This window comes from Tabrizicola sp. YIM 78059, assembly GCF_004959785.1.
GTDB classification, from domain to species: domain Bacteria; phylum Pseudomonadota; class Alphaproteobacteria; order Rhodobacterales; family Rhodobacteraceae; genus Tabrizicola; species Tabrizicola caldifontis.
In genome coordinates this window covers 121,643-137,408 of the sequence record NZ_SJZH01000009.1, presented here as the reverse complement: position 1 = coordinate 137,408, position 15,766 = coordinate 121,643, and the positions used below count along the sequence as shown (strand labels likewise).

Below are 15,766 nucleotides of genomic sequence, written 5' to 3'. Positions count from 1 at the left end.
CCGCGCCCCCTTGCCTCAGAACTTCGCCGCGTCAGGGCCGAAGTACTTTTCGATCAGCACGTTCAGGCTGCCGTCATCCTTCATCGACTGGATGGCGGCGTTGAACTTCTCTTTCAGCTCGGTATCGCTTTCGCGCAGGCCCATGCCGACGCCGCCGCCCAGCTGGACCGGCTCGCCCACGAAGACCAGCTCTCCGTTCGATTCCGCCACGACCGGGGCAAGGAAGTCCTTGTCGGCAAAGACCGCCACGGCCTCGCCGTTGCGGACGGCGGCGATGGTTTCATCGGGGGTAGCAAATTCCAGCAGCGTTGCGCCCGATTCCGCCACATAGGCAGCCTGAATCGTCGAGACCTGAGCCGCCACGACGCCCTTCAGATCGACGTCGGGCGACTGGGCCACATAGGCCGAAGCTGCCGGCGGGAAGTAGTTCTGGGTGAAATCGATCACCTGGTCGCGTTCGTCGGTAATGCTCATCCCGGCGATGATGACGTCGTAGTTGCCCGATTGCAGGTTCGGGATGATCGAATCCCAGTCGTTCGTAACCCATTCACAGGTCAGGCCGGCGCGCTTGCACAGTTCGTCGCCCACCTCACGCTCGAAGCCCGCGACTTCGCCGGCGTCGTTGATGAAGTTGAAGGGCGGGTAGGCGCCCTCGGTGCCAAGACGCACGACGTCCTGCGCGAAGGCCGCGCCCGAAAGCGCGGTCAGCGCGGTGGCAAGAAGCAGTTTCTTCATTCCAGGTCTCCCCTTTGGATCGGATGTTGCGCCGGTTCATTCGAACCAGCGGGTTTCGAGGGCCGCAAGCGTGCCGTCGGCGCGCATGGCATCAAGTGCTGCGTTCAGACTGTCAAGCAGCGGATTTCCCTTGCAGACGGCCATGGCCACGCCGTCGTCCGGGATCAGGTCGGAGTAGAGGTAATCCATCCCCTCTGCGTCAAGGAATGCGGCGATGTCGGCCCTTGTCTCGAACGGGCCGAGTGCAAGGTCTGCCCTGCCTTCGGCGACAGCGGCCAGCACCTCGGGTTCCGTCCTGTATGCGGTGAACCGCAAGCCAAGCTTGCGCAGATGCGCCTCATGCACAGTGCCCGACTGCACGGCGGTCAGCGCCCGCGCGGGTTCAGGTGCGCCTGGGCGGCCGACATACCATTCCTGCGGGTCGGTGCCGTGGTAGCTTTGGGTAAAATCGACCAGTGCGCGGCGATCGTCGTTCACGGCGATGCCACCCAGGACCACGTCGAACTCTCCCGCCATCACGCCGGGGATCAGCCGGTCGAAATTCGCGAGCCGCCAGTCGCAGCGCAGGGCTGCCCGGTCGCAGACCTGATCCATCACGTCGCGTTCGAAGCCCGTGATCGTGCCGGCCTCGTCCACATGGATGTAGGCCGGAAACGGGCCGTCGGTCCCGACGATCACCGGTTCGGACGCCGCGAGGACCAACCCCGCCACCGCCCCGGCGATGGTGCCAGCGCAGGTCATCACGCGGCCGTTGCCGAAAGGAAGCCGCGCAGCCGCTCGCTTTGCGGGGTGCCGAACAGCCGGTCGGGGGGGCCTTCCTCCTCGATCTTGCCCTGGTGCAGGAAAATGACGTGATCGCTGCAGTCGGCGGCAAGCTTCATGTCGTGGGTGACGAGGATCATGGTGCGCCCTTCGTCGGCAAGCGCCTTGATGACCTTGACGACCTCCTGCTCAAGTTCGGGGTCCAGCGCCGAGGTCGGCTCGTCAAACAGAAGTGCGCGGGGTTCCATGCACAGGGCGCGCGCAATGGCGGCACGCTGCTGCTGGCCGCCCGACAGCTGCGCGGGCCAGGCGTCGGCCTTGTCGGCGATGCCCACCTTGGCCAGGTATTCGCGCGCCTTGGCCTCGACCTCCTTCGGGTCGCGCTTCAGCACGGTGACCGGCGCCTCCATCACGTTCTGCAGGATGGTCAGATGGGCCCACAGATTGAACTGCTGGAAGACCATCGAAAGGTTGGTGCGGATGCGTGTCACCTGCGCGCGGTCGGCGGGATGACGATGCAGCCCTTCGCCCTTCCAGCGGACGGCTTCGCCCTCGAACCGGATTTCGCCCTGCTGGCTGTCCTCCAGCAGGTTGCAGCATCGCAGAAGCGTGGACTTGCCCGAACCCGACGAGCCGATCAGTGAAACGACATGGCCGCGTGGCGCGACCAGATCGACCCCTTTCAGCACTTCCAGCGGGCCATAGCACTTGTGCAGGTCGCGGATTTCGATGACCGGGGTGTCGGTGGCTGTGTCTGGCATCGGGTCTGGGGCCTTGGGCGTCTGATCAGGCAGTAGGGCGGAGATTCTGCCGCTTTGCAACGGACAATCAGCCGAAATCACACCCATGACGCGGCGATTTGCCTAGGTCACGGGCTGAAGCGCCTCCGGCGCAGGAGGATTCGGGACAGCCAGATAGGCTGCTTCGGGAAGGCGCACGATACCCGACAGGCGCAAGGCGGCGCGATCTTCGGGTGAAAGGGCTGCAATCGCCCCGGCGATCGCGTCGAAGGTGGCCGCAGCATCGGCGCCCGTAGCGGCAATGTAGGGCAGGCCGGGGGTCGGGTCGGTCAACGCGATCTGCCGCAGGCGCGACATGAAGGGCTCGACGTCCTGCAACAGGGCATGGGTTACCGCGTCCAGCGCAGCGATATCGGCCCTCTCCTCGGCCACGGCCTGCGCCGACAGCCGGTGGCTGCCGGTCCTGAGTGCCGGGGACAGCCGGATCCCCAGTTTCGCTGCGTGGGTCTGCGGTGCGGCCCAGCCGGATTGCGACAGGGCCTCGTTATAGGCGAAGGCCGCACCGTCAAACTCCTGCAGGGTCTGGCGGGGGTCGTCGGTGCGGACCACGAAGACCGACCGGTAATATCCGGGCGGACAGCCCTCGACCCTGTAGTCTGGTGTTCCGACATAGGTTACCCGGCCGTGCAGCCGCGCCCGGAACGGGTAGCCGCAGGTTTGCGACAGCACGAGGTCGGACGCCTCCCATGCGGGCCAGTAGGCGCCCTCGCCGCGGGTCAGCGCATCGGGCGCGGCAATCCCGCGCGCGCGCAGGCCGTCGCGCACAAGGGCCCAGAACCGGTCGTTCGCGGCCATGGCCGGGCCGAAGTCATACATGCCCAGACTGGCAATCATTCCTGCCGGGCCTGCCTTTCGGCACGCTGTCTGGCCTGGGCCGATTCGACATCGGTCAGGCCCAGCAGCGTGGCGACCATACGCATCAGCCGGTCTTCGTGGGCATCCCTCTGTCCGTCGGCCAGAGCCACCGACCAAAGCGCGGTCATGAGTTCGGCGCGCTCCTCCATCGGGATGGCCGTCTTGAGCGCCTGGGTGAAACGGACGGTATCGGGGGCCTGCGCTTCGAGTTCTTCCGCCTCTGTCCGCAGCCTTGCCGCCTCGAACGGGCCAAGGCCGTGGCGCAGGGCCAGCACACGGTCGATCCGTTCGACCTCTTCTGCCGCGTAAAGCCCATCGGTGCGGGCGACGCGGACCAGCAGCGCCGCCAGCGCCAGCCGGGCATCAGGCTTGGGCAGGGATGTCGGGGCGGTGGCCAGAAGGCGGCGGAGAAGGTCGATCATGGCTCGAGATTAGGGTCTGGCGATCGGCTTGGAAAGCCTTGCGAAGCGGGTCGTGATCGCGGCAAGTTCCTCGGCCAGCCCGTAAGGCGGATTGACGATGAACAGGCCCGAGCCCTCCATCCTGTGACCCTCACGCGCGGGGGGGAAGCGGACCTCGTGCCGCAGGCCGTCGGGAAAAGTGGCTTCCAGCGCCTTGAGCATCGGCCCGTGCGGCCCGCCCCGCAGAATCGGATACCACAGGATCAGGATGCCAACGTTCCACTTGCGGTGGATGCTGGTCATGTGCCGCGGAATGGCGTCATAGTCGGCCTTCACCTCGTACGAGGGGTCGATCAGCATAAGCCCGCGCCGCGGGGTTGGGGGTGTCAGCGCAAGGGCCAGCTCGAACCCGTCCCGCTGGTAGACATGGGCGCCCCAGTCCTGCGCCACGGCCTTCAGATGCGCGTGTTCCTGCGGGTGAAGTTCCGCCAGATGCAGCGCGTCGGTCTCGCGCAAGCCCAGGGCCGCGATCAGGGGCGAACCGGGGTAGGCATTGGGGCCGTAGGCGGCGCGGGTCTCGTCCAGTCGCTGGCGATAGGGGTGATCCGGCGGGAACCAGCCTTGGGCCAGCGCGATCCCGGCCGCGGCCTCGCCGGTCCTGACCGCCTCTGCGGCGGTCAGGTCATAGACCCCGCGTCCGGCGTGAGTTTCGATATAGGTCAGCGGCTTGTCCTTGCGCGTCAGGTAATCCAGCACCCAGGCAAGGGTGGCATGCTTGTGGACATCGGCCAGGTTTCCGGCGTGATAGAGGTGCTGGTAGGAAAGCATGGCCCCGGTTAGCCGGATCAGCCCGATTTGGAAAGGGTCCGGTTGTCCCGGCTTCGGATTGCCAGATGGCCATGATAGGCTGTTGCGGGTCGTCGGAGAAGTCCATGCGCCAGATGCTGCCTGCCCTTGCCTTGCTTGCCCTTGTCGCCGGGCCACTTGCCGCTGCGCCCTGCGAGACGGCCGACGGCCCGGAAGGCGAGGGTGCCTCGGTCTTGGTCGCGCGGGTGGCCAATCTGGTGTGGACGTTGAAGACCATTGATGCCGAACCGATCCCGGACATGGCGGATGTCTGGCTGACGGTCACGCCGGACGGCGCGGTCTCAGGGCGGGCGGGTTGCAACCGCTATGCCGGGACAGCGGAACTGGATGCCGGGAAAGTCGTCTTCGGGCCTCTTGCCGTGACGCGAATGGCCTGCGACGCGGCCACGATGGAACTGGAGCGCGCCTATCTGAAAGCCCTGACCGAGGTGCGCGGTTTCGCGGTCGGCCCTGATGACGGTCTTCGGCTGAGCCGCGAAGACGGATCGACGGTGTTGTGTTTCGGGGGTGGGGACTAGGTATTCATTCTCTGCTTCCAACGCTGTCGATCGGGTATCGACTTGTCGATTGGCGTTCGGAAGATTGCGCCTTGGTGATGTTTCCCCTGGTCGCAGATTGGTGCGTGATCCGTCGGTCGATGGTGTCCATCGACTTCTGCACGGCGTCGGTTCGGCAGCAGATATCTGGGCAGACGAACGGGCGACAGACTATGCCGGGTCTGAAGCGTGATGAAAGCTTTCGGAGGGAATGCCACAGAAGCCGGCAAGATGCCGAAACTGCATGCGATCTGCTTCGCAAACCCGATGCGGCCCCCTTGGTTGGGGGCCGCTGCACCAGAACCTGCTGCCGATATTCCCTGCCATTCACTCACATGCACGCCGGCGCATCGCCGCGAATTGCCGCCGACTGCCATCAGGGCCGCTACCGGGGGCGCGACCTTGGGCTGATTGCTGCACTATGGGTCGGCTCGTCCGGGAAGCAAACGGAAGCGCCGTGAAGGCGACCCGCAGGCTGGGCATCATGAGGAAGGCCGAACATGGTTCCCGGACCCGGCGTACTTTGCGTCCACGGCATCAATGGCCGCCACGTTGCCGGCAGACCGTCCGGATGCGTCGAAGTGCATTGTCTGGGCCAGCCATGCATCGGCGATGGCCTTGGCAAGCTCAACTCCGATCACCCGGGCGCCCATGGTGATGATCTGGGCATTGTTCGAAAGGGCGGCGCGTTCGGCGGAATATGTGTCGTGCGTGAGTGCCGCACGGATGCCGGGCACCTTGTTGGCCGCGATGCAAACCCCGATCCCAGTGCCGCAGATCAGGATCGCGCGATCATAGGTTCCCGCTGCGACGGCGCTGGCCACGCGATCCGACAGATTGGCGTAGTAGGGGTCCGCCACGCCATCCACACGGCTCACCTCGACCACATCGAACCGGTCCTTCAGGTAGTCGGCCAGCACCTTTGCCAGGGCCTCTCCGGCGCTGTCGCCCGCTATTGCCAGTTTCATCCCGCGCATTCCTTTCCTTGTGGTTCGGGCCATGCAGCTTGCCGGCCGCAGGCCTGGGCCAACGATTCGTCATTTCCTGCAACGAGGCATCCCTGAGCGACTGCCCGGACTTCCCGGCAGGGACGGGTGGGGCGGCGGATTCCCGATCCTTTTCAAGGCGTAGCGTCGCAGCACTTCCGCTCCTCCGATAGGCAGCTTTTCAATTGTCAGATGCCTGTTGACAGAAGCAATACTCCGCCTAGATTACACATGCCAAGACAAATCTGACATTTGTCGGGGCAGGGGAGGAAGACATCATGCCGCCGTTGCTTGAGGTCGAAGGGCTCAGCAAGAGCTTTTCGGGCTCGCCCGCACTGATTGACGGAAGATTTCGGCTTGAGGCCGGAACGGTGCACGCCCTGTGCGGCGGCAATGGCGCTGGGAAATCCACCTTCCTGAAGATCGTGATGGGCATTCACGATCGTGATGGCGGCACGATCCGCCGCAACGGCCGCGAAGTCGTGTTCTCCAGTCCGGCAGAGGCCCTGCAGAACGGGATTGCGATCGTCGAGCAGGAGCTTTCGCCGGTCCCGGCCATGACGGTGGCCGAGAACATCTACATGGGGCGCGAACCTCTGCGCAGTTTCGGGCGCATAGACTTTGCCACCTTGAACCGTCAGACGCAGGATCTGTTGGACGGTTTCGGGTTTGCCATCAGGGCGACCGACGTGATGATGGATCTCACGGTCGCCCAGACCCAGCTTGTCGAGATCGCCAAGGCGCTGAGCTATGACGCCGAGGTGATCATCCTGGATGAGCCGACCTCTGCCCTTGGCGAGGCAGAGGCAGAACATCTCTTCGATGCCATCGCGACGCTGAAAAACCGCGGCAAGGGTCTCATCTACGTCAGCCACAGACTGTCGGAGATCTTCTCGATCGCGGATCACTACACCGTCTTTCGAGACGGCCGCTTTGTCGAGGACGGTGCGATAGGCGACATAACCAAGGACGAGCTGATCAGGCTGATCGTGGGTCGCCCCCTGAACGAGGAATTCGTGAAGGAGAACACCCCGGCCGATCGGGTCGTTCTGCGGGCCGAAGGCCTTTCTGCCGCGCGCGGGGTTCGTGACCTGTCGTTCGATCTGCGCGAGGGCGAGATCCTGGGCCTTTACGGCCTGATGGGATCGGGCCGGACCGAGGTGCTGGACAGGTTGTTCGGCTTGTCGGACGAGGCCGGTGGTCGCCTCAGCATCAACGGACAGCCGGTGCGCATCTCGGGGCCATCGGATGCGATGTCCGCCGGAATCGCCTATGTGACCGAGGACAGGAAGCAGACCGGTCTGGTTCTCAGCTCAAGCGTGCGGGACAACCTTTGTCTGTCCAGCCTTGACCGATTGTCCCGGTTGGGCGTGATGCGCTCCCGCCAGGAGGCCGAGGCCGCCAGCCGCATGATCCGGGAACTGGGCATAAGGACGGCAAGTGACGCGTTGAGCGTGGCCAACCTGTCAGGGGGCAATCAGCAGAAGGTTGTCCTTGGCAAGTGGTTCATGATCGCGCCACGCATCCTTCTGCTCGATGAGCCGACCCGCGGGGTCGATGTCGGCGCCAAGCGCGAAATCTACAGGGTCATCTCCGATTTCGCACGCGGCGGTGGCTCGGTGATCATGGTGTCGTCCGAAACCGACGAAATCCTGGGAATGGCTGACCGGGTGATCGTGCTCAAGGACGGTCGAAAGGCCGGAGAACTGGCTCGCAGCCAGCTTTCCGCCGAGGAATTGTTGCATCTGGCCGCATGACACGTGCCGGCGAAGCGATGGAATTGACCATGCAGACAAGAACAACGACAGCGCGAGGGTGGACGGCTACGTCAGTGATCCAGCGCTATGGAATCTTCATCGCGCTGCTTCTGCTGTGCCTGACGCTGGCGGTGATCAACGACAACTTTCTGTCCACACGCAACCTGTTGAACGTCCTTCGTCAGACGTCCATCAACGGCATCCTCGCAATCGGCATGACCTTCGTCATCCTGACCCGGGGGATCGACCTCTCTGTCGGTTCGGTTGCGGCCTTCGCCGGGGTTGTCGCCGCGTCGTTGGCTACGACATCTTCAACCGGCATGATCGCGGGCGCCCCTTATCCTGCCCTGGTTGCCATCCTTGCCGGACTGGCCGCGGGGGTGGCGTGTGGCTCGGTTTCCGGGTCGATCGTTGCACGTTTCAATGTCCCGGCTTTCGTCGTCACGCTGGGTATGCTTTCGGCGGCGCGGGGTCTGACGCTGCTCTATTCCGGCGGTCGTCCCATTCCGGCCTTGACCGAGGAATTCCGGTGGATCGGAACGGGAAGCATCTGGGGCATCCCCGTGCCAATCTTCCTGTTGCTCGGTACCTTTGCGGTCGCGCATTTTGTCCTGACGCAGACACGGTTCGGCCGCCATGTCTATGCCGTCGGCGGCAACCCGCACGCGGCCAAGGTATCGGGCCTTCCGGTGCGCAGGATCCGCTTTTCCGTCTATGTGATCGCCGGTGCGCTTGCCGGCCTGGCGGGGATGCTGCTGGCCGCGCGCACGGGCTCGGCGCTGCCGCAGGCGGGGATTGCCTATGAGCTGGATGCCATCGCGGCGGTGGTCATTGGCGGCACATCCCTTGCCGGAGGCGTGGGCCGAGTTTCGGGAACACTGATCGGCGCCCTGCTGATCGGCGTGATGAACAACGGTCTGGATCTGATGGGGGTCGAATCCTATTACCAGCAGGTCATCAAGGGCATCCTCATTGTGGCTGCCGTGATGCTGGACCAATCAAAGAACAAGCAGGACTGAAGGTCCTTGACTTGCGCGGCAGACATTCAGCCTGCCGCATCAACCAGGCGCAATCCAAGGGAGGAAGAAGCCATGAAGAAGATGCTTATGCTTGCCACAGCCCTGTCGGTGACGGCAACCGTGGCGGCGGCGCAGGACAAGCCGAAGATCGGCGCTGCTGTCTATGGCCTGAATGCAGAGTTCATGCAGATCTGGGCCGCCGCCGCCGAGGCGCACCCGGCGGTCAAGGAGGGTATTGTCGAGCTGACCATCTTCGACGGCCGCTATGACGCGCTCGTCCAGCAGGAACAGTTCGAGACGATGATCACCCAGGGCTATGACGCCATCATCTTCGTTCCGATCGACATCGAGGCGGGCGCTGCCGCGGTCGAAGCCGCCCACAACGCGGGTATCCCCGTGTTCGGCTCGAACACCAGGGTCAACAGCGACAAGCTGCGCGCCTACGTCGGCTCGGATGACGTGCAGTCGGGCTACATGGAGGCCAAGTACGTCCTCGACAAGATCGGCTGCAAGGGCAACGTCGTCATCATCGAAGGCCCCATCGGCCAGTCCGCGCAGATCCAGCGTCTGGAAGGGAACATGAAGGCGCTTGCCGAATGCCCTGACGTCAAGGTGCTGGAACAGCAGACCGCGAACTGGAGCCGCGCCGAGGCGCAGACCCTGATGGAAAACTGGCTGACCAAGCATGGCGATGCCATCAACGGCGTCATCGGCCAGAACGACGAAATGGCTCTTGGCGCGATCGAGGCGATCAAGGCTGCCGGCAAGAACCCCAAGGACTTTGCCATTGCCGGTATCGACGGGGTGACCGATGCCCTTCTGGCCGTCAAGGCCGGCGACATGGCCTCGATCCTGCAGGACGGGGCGGCGCAGGCGCAAGGGGCGCTTGACCTTGCCATTGCGGCCGTGCTGCCCGACTATCAGCCGATGTCCGACATCTGGACCCGTTACCCCGACATGCCTTGGGCTGACGGCAAGGCGGCCGAATACAACGTGCCGTGGACGCCGGTCACGGCCGAGAACGTGGACGCGCTTCTGGCCAGCCGTCAGTAGTGCGAGGTACTTCCCGGGGGCGCATGTTCGATGTGCCCCCGGGCCCCTCGAACGCAGCAAGGGATAGCCACATGGCCGCTTCCGATTTCACATTCTCACTTACCGGCAAGGTCGCGGTCGTCACGGGAGCCGCATCGGGGATCGGCGCCGCGATTGCCGAAGCCTTCGCCGCACAGGGGGCGCGCGTCGCCCTTCTTGACCTCAATGAGGAGGCCGCGCGCAAGCGGGCCGCCGACCTTGCGGGCGCTGTTGCCTTCGCCTGCAATGTGACGGACCCGAACAGCATCGCCGCCGCCGTTGCCGCGGTGCGCTCGCAGCTCGGCGAGCCGGATATTCTGGTGAACAGCGCGGGCATCGTCGATCTGGCCCCGGCCGAGGATCTTTCCCAGCGCGCCTGGGATCAGACGATCGCAGTGAATCTGACCGGAACCTTCCTGATGGCCCAGGCGGTGGGCCGCGCGATGATCGCGGCCGGCAAGGGCGGGCGCATCATCAACCTGGCCAGCCAGGCCGGATCGGTCGCCATCGAAGGCCATGTGGCATACTGCGCCTCGAAATTCGGGGTCATCGGTGTGACCAAGACCCTTGCCCTGGAATGGGGGCGCCACGGAATTACCGTGAATTCGGTTTCCCCGACGGTGGTGCTGACGGATCTTGGACGCAAGGCATGGGAAGGCCCCAAGGGCGAGGCGATGAAGGCCCTGATCCCGACCGGGCGGTTCGCCGAACCGCACGAGATTGCCGCAGCCGTCGTTTTCCTGGCCTCTGACGCGGCCGCCATGGTCAATGGCGCCGATCTGCTGGTCGATGGCGGCTATACTGTCAGGTGAGGGCAAGATGCAGAGATTTCTGAACAACCCCGACGATCTTGTGGATGAAACGGTTGCCGGCTTCGTCAAGGCGCACCGGGATCTTGTCCATATCTCGCCCGAAAACCCGCGGGTGGTAGTGTCGAATTTCGCACCCCGGGCCGGGCGCGTGGGCATCGTGACCGGGGGCGGCTCGGGCCACGAACCGGCATTCATAGGCTACACCGGTCGCAACCTGGTCGATGCCGTTGCGGTGGGAGAGATCTTCTCCTCGCCCACGGCCAAGAGCTTCGCCGATGCCATTAAGGCCGCCGACGGCGGTGCAGGCGTGGCGGTGCTGTATGGCAACTATGCCGGCGACAACATGAACGTGAAGATGGCTGCCCGCATGGTGGCCAAGGAGGGGATCGAGGTCGCCACCGTCGTGGCCAACGATGATGTCTGTTCGGCCCCCCCCAGCGAACGCGATCGGCGCCGAGGTGTGGCGGGCGAAATCTTCATGTGGAAGATCGGCGGCGCTAAGGCAGCCACGGGTGCGACCCTTTCCGAGGTGCAGGCCGCCGCCCAGAAAGCCATCGATGCGTGCCGTTCCGTAGGGGTAGGCCTTGGCCCCTGCACACTGCCAGCCGTGGGCCATCCGAACTTCCAGATCGAGCCGGGCACGATGGAAGTGGGCATCGGCCACCATGGCGAGCCCGGAACACGGGTCGAAAGTCTGCGTACGGCGAACGAGGTGGCCGACGACATGCTGAAGATCGTCATGGACGACCACGCCCTGCCGGCCGGCACCGAGGTGGCGGTTCTTGTCTCGGGCCTGGGTGCGACACCGGTGAACGAGCTTTATGTGCTGTATGACCGCATCGAAACCGGACTTGCGGCCATGGGGATGAAGGTGCACAAGGCCTTCGTCGGCAATTATTTCACCTCTCTGGAAATGGTCGGGGCCACACTGACGGTCATGGCGCTGGATGATGACCTGAAGGCCCTGCTTGACATGGATTGCGCGTCGCCCGCGCTGTGAGGATCGCATGACACATATTCCGAACGCCGGTCAGTCGGCGATCATCGAGGAACTGGCCGAAGTCATTGTCGCCAACAAGGCATGGCTGTCCGAGATTGATGGCAAGATCGGTGATGGCGACCATGGCAGCAATATGGCCAAGGGGTTCGGCAAGGCTGCCGAACGTATCCACGGAAAGGACATGTCGCTGGATGCGGCAATGCTGGTCCTGTCCGATGTCCTGATGGGCGAGATCGGTGGTTCGATGGGGCCGCTTTATGGCCTCATGTTCGAGGAAATGGCCGGTGCGTTGAAGGGAAGGGATGACATCGACGCCGATGCTTTTTCCGCCATGTTGCATGCCGGGCTTGCGGGCGTTCAGGGCGTAGGCAACGCCAAGGTCGGCGACAAGACCCTGATTGATACGCTGGTGCCCGCCGTCGCGGCCTTTGATGCGGCGAAGGGCAGGGGATTTGCCGCCGCATTGACCGAGATGGAAGCCGCTGCCGAACGGGGGCGCGACAGCACGATAGACCTTGTGGCCCGGATCGGGCGGTCCAGCCGCCTGGGCGAGCGTTCGCGCGGCGTTCTGGATGCCGGGGCCACGTCCTGCTGCCTGATCCTGACAAGCCTGGGCGCGTCCTTCCGGAAACGCCTTTCGTGAGAGAGCCATGCCCGGCCAGGCGCAAGTCAGGCTTGAAACGGCAACTGCCTTCTGTCCATGTTATCGCATGGCACAGATCACGGGCAGAGATATCGTAGACCTCTTCAGGCTGATCGCCCTGCGCCTTTCCGAAGGAAGAAGCGAGCTCGGTGCGCTGGACGGCGCGATCGGCGATGCCGATCACGGCAACTCGATGGCCGAGGGGTTTTCCGCGGTCGTACGCGCTACATCCGCAATGACGAACGCGGCACCGTTCGAATTGCTGATGGTGGCGGGGCGGTCGTTCCTTTCTGCCGTGGGCGCCACCACCGGGCCGCTATACGCCAGCGCCATGCTGGCCGCCGGGCGTGATCTGGAGGGGAAGGTCACGCTGGAACCGGCCGATGTGGTGCGGCTGGTTCCAGCCTTCGCCCGCGGGATCGCCGAGAGGGGCAAGGCAAGACCCGGGGACAAGACCATGATGGATGCCTGGGGCCCTGCGGCCAGGGCTGCAACGGATGCGCTCAACGCTGGCCTCGCACCTGCCCGCTGTCTGAGCCTTGCCGAAACAGCCGCCCGGGAAGGCTGTGACGCAACGCGGGCCATGGTCGCCTCGATCGGTCGTGCTGCCAGGCTTGGGGCCCGTAGCCTTGGGCATGTCGATCCGGGAGCAGCTTCTGCCGTGATCGTGATCGCCGCGCTGCACGAGTGGTTGGCCGACCACGAGGCCGCAACGGCAGAGGGAAGCGGTTGATGGCATCGGGGCTGGGCGGCAGGCCAGCGGATGACGCAGCAGTGAGGATGCCGCTCCGCTTCGGCGACGACCCGCTGCTCTGGGCGTCGTGGCTCTATTACGAGGAAGGGCTGACCCAGGGGACCATCGCCGAACAGATGGGCGTGTCGCGGCCGACAGTGAATGCCTATCTGGCCGAGGCGCGTGCGCGCGGCATCGTCAACGTCGAGATCTCGCCCGAGAAATTCAGCGACCTGAGCATCGCGCAGTCACTGCGCGACCATTTCGGGCTGCAGGATTGTCTTGTCATCCCGACCGAAGGCGTCGAGCGCCCGCTGATCCCGCGCCTGGGCGAGGCGGGGGCAAGGGTCATCGCACGCATCCTGCGCTCCGGCGATACGCTGGCGGTGACCTGGGGCAGGACCGTCCTTTCGCTTGCCGATCAGATCGGACCGCTGGATCTAAAGGATGTGCGGGTGGTTCAGGCGACGGGTGGCACCACCGCCAGGATTCCCTGGACCCCGGAAGCCTGCGCTTCGACCCTGGCCAAGGCCATAAATGCACGCGCCATCCCGATCTCTGCCCCCGCCATCGTCTCCTCGGCTGAAGTCCGCGCCATGCTGATGCAAGAGGCCGTCCTTGCCGAGCAGCTGGCAATCCTTGCAGAGGCTGACAAGATCGTCATGGGCATTTCGTCTCTGCGACCGGAAAGCACCATCCATACCAGCGGCTTTCTGGATGGCACGATGCAGCTTGCGCATTATCAGGACGCGGTGGGCAGCCTGGCGGGGCGCTTCATCTCGGCGCGGGGCGAGCCGGTGATCGGCCCCATGCATGATCGCACCATCGGCCTGACCCTGGACCAGCTTCGGCGCATTCCGCAGCGCATCGCCATCGCCGGCGGCCTCGACAAGGTTGCCGCAATCCTGGCTGCGCTTCGCGGCGGCTATGTCAGCATACTTGTCACCGACATTGCCACCGGTCGCGGCATCCTGTCCGCCGAGGGCTACCGTGAACCGCCGCGCCGATCCGCGCCCCAGTCGGATGCGCCGCTTCCTGCGCGGATGGAAGTCAAGAAGTTCATCAACGATCCGAAGGATGCCGTGGACGAGGCGCTTCGCGGGGCCCTGGCTGCGCATGAGGATCTGATTGCTCCGGTGCCCGGCTCGACCCGCGCCGTCCGTGCGATCGATGGACCGCGGCCCGGCAAGGTTGCCGTGGTGATCGGTGGCGGTGCGGGCCACGAACCCGCCTTCTGGGGCTACGTCGGACCCGGTCTGGCGGATGCCGCTGCCGTCGGGAACATCTTTGCCTCGCCGCCGCCCGACCCCATCATTGCCGCGACCCGCGCGGTGCAGGGTGGTGCCGGCGCGCTTTACATCTACGGGAACTTTTCCGGCGATGTGATGAACTTCGACATGGCAGCCGAAGTCATGGAGGCCGAGGGCGTAAGGGTCCGCTCCATCGTGACAACGGATGACATCGCCTCTTCCCCGATCGAACTGCGCACATCCCGCCGCGGCGTGGCTGGCAATGTGTTCACCTTCAAGATCGCGGGCGCGGCAGCTGCGCGGGGGCTTGCGCTGGACGCCTGCGAAGCACTGGCGCGGCATGCAAATGCGCGGACATACACGATGGGTCTTGCCCTGGAACCGTGCAGCCTTCCCGAAACGCGCCGGCCGACCTTTGCCCTCGGACCCGGAGATATGGAGATCGGCGTCGGCGTCCACGGCGAACCGGGCGTGGAACGCCGTGGCATCGAGAGAGCCGATGCCTGTGCCGACCTGCTGCTGGACCGCATCCTTTCGGAAATGCCCGCCAGTCGTGGAGACGAAGTGGCCCTGCTGGTGAATTCGCTGGGAAGCACGGTTAACTTTGAACTCTACATCATTCTGAAGCGCGTCCGTCAGAGGCTTAAGGCACGGGGGCTTCGCGTGCATCGGACCTTTGTGGGGGCTTACTATACTTCGCTCGACATGGCGGGCGTATCCCTTTCCATGATGCATCTGGATCCCGAACTGAAGGAATTGCTCGATCATCCTTGCCGGTCGGCGGCGCTGACGATCCTGCCAGAAGAGCGGATCACCGCGAAGGCCACCTGACCGGCCCCATGGAAAGGACTGGGGAGTGATGCAGCGTCTGCCGGACCGACGCGGGCTGGCGACACGAGGAAAAGCCGCGTCAGCGAAAGCGGCACTGCGGCGCGCTGAAATGGGGGCGACACGGTTCCGTCATGAAGCTGGAACCGACCCCTGCAGGTTACTGCCATGCCCCACCCCGCCGCGCAGGATTACCGCGGCAGCAGAGATTGACCTGAATTTTCGATCATTCTAGAAATATGGTATAAGGGGATGACGCCATGGATATCGACATTGCGGCCTCGCGCCTGGCCGCGTTGGGCAACCCGATCCGGCTGCGGCTGTATCGATTACTCGTGCGCGCCGGCGAGGCAGGGCTGTCCATGGGGCAGATCCAGGAAAAGTTGGGCATTCCCGGCTCGACGCTGTCGCATCACTGCCGCGGCCTCGTTCATGTGGATCTGATCCAGCAGCAGCGCGCGGGCACCTCGCTGATCTGCCGAACGAATTATCCGGTGATGCGCGCGTTGATCGACGATCTTGCCGCGGAATGCTGCGCCGACGCTTGCGGCACAACGGAATGACCCGGCATCATCACGTCTTACCTGGCAAGTTCCCCGGCAGATGGGGGTCTGCGCAAGCCGCAGGCGCATTGCGACCCAGGGTCAGGCACAGAGCCAATCGCCCAGCCCCGCGTTCTGCGGCGACCTGCAGAACAGGCCCCGCCGTCGG

Annotated in this window: 17 protein-coding genes; 10 read left to right on the top strand and 7 right to left on the bottom strand. The window is 64.5% G+C overall.

Annotation, left to right across the window (positions count from 1 at the left end):
- Nucleotides 1-15: 15 nt before the first annotated feature.
- From EZM81_RS12895 to EZM81_RS12870, 6 genes are all read right to left on the bottom strand, one after another.
- A complete protein-coding gene (locus tag EZM81_RS12895; RefSeq protein ID WP_135450364.1) occupies nucleotides 16-735 on the bottom strand; it encodes a transporter substrate-binding domain-containing protein in 720 nt (239 codons plus the stop codon).
- A 36-nt stretch (nucleotides 736-771) separates the two neighbouring features.
- Nucleotides 772-1,476 carry an ABC transporter substrate-binding protein gene (locus tag EZM81_RS12890; RefSeq protein ID WP_135450365.1) on the bottom strand — a complete coding sequence of 235 codons (705 nt, stop codon included), beginning with the start codon at nucleotides 1,474-1,476 and terminating at the stop codon, nucleotides 772-774.
- Nucleotides 1,476-2,258: an ABC transporter ATP-binding protein gene (locus tag EZM81_RS12885; protein ID WP_135450366.1), complete on the bottom strand. Its 783-nt coding sequence runs from the start codon at nucleotides 2,256-2,258 to the stop codon at nucleotides 1,476-1,478. Before EZM81_RS12885 ends, EZM81_RS12890 begins: the two co-directional genes overlap by 1 nt.
- Before the next feature lie 102 nt (nucleotides 2,259-2,360).
- Nucleotides 2,361-3,131 carry a phosphate/phosphite/phosphonate ABC transporter substrate-binding protein gene (locus tag EZM81_RS12880; protein ID WP_136645994.1) on the bottom strand — a complete coding sequence of 257 codons (771 nt, stop codon included), beginning with the start codon at nucleotides 3,129-3,131 and terminating at the stop codon, nucleotides 2,361-2,363.
- The gene (locus EZM81_RS12875) at nucleotides 3,128-3,574 is read right to left on the bottom strand and encodes a TerB family tellurite resistance protein (protein ID WP_136645993.1); all 447 of its coding nucleotides are present in this window, start codon (nucleotides 3,572-3,574) and stop codon (nucleotides 3,128-3,130) included. The genes EZM81_RS12880 and EZM81_RS12875 overlap by 4 nt, the downstream gene beginning before the upstream one ends.
- A 9-nt stretch (nucleotides 3,575-3,583) precedes the next feature.
- Nucleotides 3,584-4,381, bottom strand: coding sequence for a 23S rRNA (adenine(2030)-N(6))-methyltransferase RlmJ (locus tag EZM81_RS12870; RefSeq protein ID WP_136645992.1), 798 nt, complete (start codon nucleotides 4,379-4,381; stop codon nucleotides 3,584-3,586).
- A 104-nt stretch (nucleotides 4,382-4,485) separates the two neighbouring features.
- Here EZM81_RS12870 and EZM81_RS12865 point away from each other — a divergent pair, with 104 nt between their 5' ends.
- On the top strand, nucleotides 4,486-4,938 hold the full coding sequence (locus EZM81_RS12865) for an META domain-containing protein (protein WP_169052372.1): 453 nt from the start codon (nucleotides 4,486-4,488) through the stop codon (nucleotides 4,936-4,938).
- A gap of 500 nt (nucleotides 4,939-5,438) precedes the next feature.
- Here EZM81_RS12865 and EZM81_RS12860 read toward each other — a convergent pair whose 3' ends face one another.
- Nucleotides 5,439-5,924, bottom strand: a complete 486-nt coding sequence (locus tag EZM81_RS12860; protein ID WP_136645990.1) for an RpiB/LacA/LacB family sugar-phosphate isomerase — start codon at nucleotides 5,922-5,924, stop codon at nucleotides 5,439-5,441.
- 296 nt (nucleotides 5,925-6,220) lie between these two features.
- Here EZM81_RS12860 and EZM81_RS12855 point away from each other — a divergent pair, with 296 nt between their 5' ends.
- From EZM81_RS12855 to EZM81_RS12815, 9 genes are all read left to right on the top strand, one after another.
- Entirely contained in the window at nucleotides 6,221-7,699 is a 1,479-nt protein-coding gene (locus EZM81_RS12855) for a sugar ABC transporter ATP-binding protein (protein ID WP_136645989.1), read from the top strand.
- Nucleotides 7,696-8,718 carry an ABC transporter permease gene (locus tag EZM81_RS12850; RefSeq protein ID WP_248298223.1) on the top strand — a complete coding sequence of 341 codons (1,023 nt, stop codon included), beginning with the start codon at nucleotides 7,696-7,698 and terminating at the stop codon, nucleotides 8,716-8,718. The genes EZM81_RS12855 and EZM81_RS12850 overlap by 4 nt, the downstream gene beginning before the upstream one ends.
- A 72-nt stretch (nucleotides 8,719-8,790) precedes the next feature.
- On the top strand, nucleotides 8,791-9,771 hold the full coding sequence (locus tag EZM81_RS12845) for a substrate-binding domain-containing protein (RefSeq protein WP_135450373.1): 981 nt from the start codon (nucleotides 8,791-8,793) through the stop codon (nucleotides 9,769-9,771).
- Nucleotides 9,772-9,842: 71 nt separating this feature from the next.
- Nucleotides 9,843-10,601: a GolD/DthD family dehydrogenase gene (locus tag EZM81_RS12840; RefSeq protein WP_136645988.1), complete on the top strand. Its 759-nt coding sequence runs from the start codon at nucleotides 9,843-9,845 to the stop codon at nucleotides 10,599-10,601.
- 7 nt (nucleotides 10,602-10,608) lie between these two features.
- Nucleotides 10,609-11,601, top strand: coding sequence for a dihydroxyacetone kinase subunit DhaK (locus tag EZM81_RS12835; protein ID WP_136645987.1), 993 nt, complete (start codon nucleotides 10,609-10,611; stop codon nucleotides 11,599-11,601).
- A gap of 7 nt (nucleotides 11,602-11,608) precedes the next feature.
- On the top strand, nucleotides 11,609-12,244 hold the full coding sequence (gene dhaL / locus EZM81_RS12830) for a dihydroxyacetone kinase subunit DhaL (protein ID WP_135450376.1): 636 nt from the start codon (nucleotides 11,609-11,611) through the stop codon (nucleotides 12,242-12,244).
- A gap of 67 nt (nucleotides 12,245-12,311) precedes the next feature.
- Nucleotides 12,312-12,977 carry a dihydroxyacetone kinase subunit DhaL gene (dhaL, locus tag EZM81_RS12825; protein ID WP_135450377.1) on the top strand — a complete coding sequence of 222 codons (666 nt, stop codon included), beginning with the start codon at nucleotides 12,312-12,314 and terminating at the stop codon, nucleotides 12,975-12,977.
- A complete protein-coding gene (locus tag EZM81_RS12820) occupies nucleotides 12,977-15,058 on the top strand; it encodes a bifunctional sugar-binding transcriptional regulator/dihydroxyacetone kinase subunit DhaK (protein WP_136645986.1) in 2,082 nt (693 codons plus the stop codon). Before dhaL (EZM81_RS12825) ends, EZM81_RS12820 begins: the two co-directional genes overlap by 1 nt.
- Before the next feature lie 257 nt (nucleotides 15,059-15,315).
- Nucleotides 15,316-15,618 carry a helix-turn-helix transcriptional regulator gene (locus tag EZM81_RS12815; RefSeq protein ID WP_136645985.1) on the top strand — a complete coding sequence of 101 codons (303 nt, stop codon included), beginning with the start codon at nucleotides 15,316-15,318 and terminating at the stop codon, nucleotides 15,616-15,618.
- Nucleotides 15,619-15,766 lie beyond the last annotated feature (148 nt).

Coding starts and splice junctions, on each gene's coding strand:
- EZM81_RS12895 (WP_135450364.1), bottom strand. CDS start 735: ATGAAGAAACTGCTTCTTGCCACCGCGCTGACCGCGCTTTCGGGCGCG.
- EZM81_RS12890 (WP_135450365.1), bottom strand. CDS start 1,476: ATGACCTGCGCTGGCACCATCGCCGGGGCGGTGGCGGGGTTGGTCCTC.
- EZM81_RS12885 (WP_135450366.1), bottom strand. CDS start 2,258: ATGCCAGACACAGCCACCGACACCCCGGTCATCGAAATCCGCGACCTG.
- EZM81_RS12880 (WP_136645994.1), bottom strand. CDS start 3,131: ATGATTGCCAGTCTGGGCATGTATGACTTCGGCCCGGCCATGGCCGCG.
- EZM81_RS12875 (WP_136645993.1), bottom strand. CDS start 3,574: ATGATCGACCTTCTCCGCCGCCTTCTGGCCACCGCCCCGACATCCCTG.
- EZM81_RS12870 (WP_136645992.1), bottom strand. CDS start 4,381: ATGCTTTCCTACCAGCACCTCTATCACGCCGGAAACCTGGCCGATGTC.
- EZM81_RS12865 (WP_169052372.1), top strand. CDS start 4,486: ATGCGCCAGATGCTGCCTGCCCTTGCCTTGCTTGCCCTTGTCGCCGGG.
- EZM81_RS12860 (WP_136645990.1), bottom strand. CDS start 5,924: ATGAAACTGGCAATAGCGGGCGACAGCGCCGGAGAGGCCCTGGCAAAG.
- EZM81_RS12855 (WP_136645989.1), top strand. CDS start 6,221: ATGCCGCCGTTGCTTGAGGTCGAAGGGCTCAGCAAGAGCTTTTCGGGC.
- EZM81_RS12850 (WP_248298223.1), top strand. CDS start 7,696: ATGACACGTGCCGGCGAAGCGATGGAATTGACCATGCAGACAAGAACA.
- EZM81_RS12845 (WP_135450373.1), top strand. CDS start 8,791: ATGAAGAAGATGCTTATGCTTGCCACAGCCCTGTCGGTGACGGCAACC.
- EZM81_RS12840 (WP_136645988.1), top strand. CDS start 9,843: ATGGCCGCTTCCGATTTCACATTCTCACTTACCGGCAAGGTCGCGGTC.
- EZM81_RS12835 (WP_136645987.1), top strand. CDS start 10,609: ATGCAGAGATTTCTGAACAACCCCGACGATCTTGTGGATGAAACGGTT.
- dhaL (WP_135450376.1), top strand. CDS start 11,609: ATGACACATATTCCGAACGCCGGTCAGTCGGCGATCATCGAGGAACTG.
- dhaL (WP_135450377.1), top strand. CDS start 12,312: ATGGCACAGATCACGGGCAGAGATATCGTAGACCTCTTCAGGCTGATC.
- EZM81_RS12820 (WP_136645986.1), top strand. CDS start 12,977: ATGGCATCGGGGCTGGGCGGCAGGCCAGCGGATGACGCAGCAGTGAGG.
- EZM81_RS12815 (WP_136645985.1), top strand. CDS start 15,316: ATGGATATCGACATTGCGGCCTCGCGCCTGGCCGCGTTGGGCAACCCG.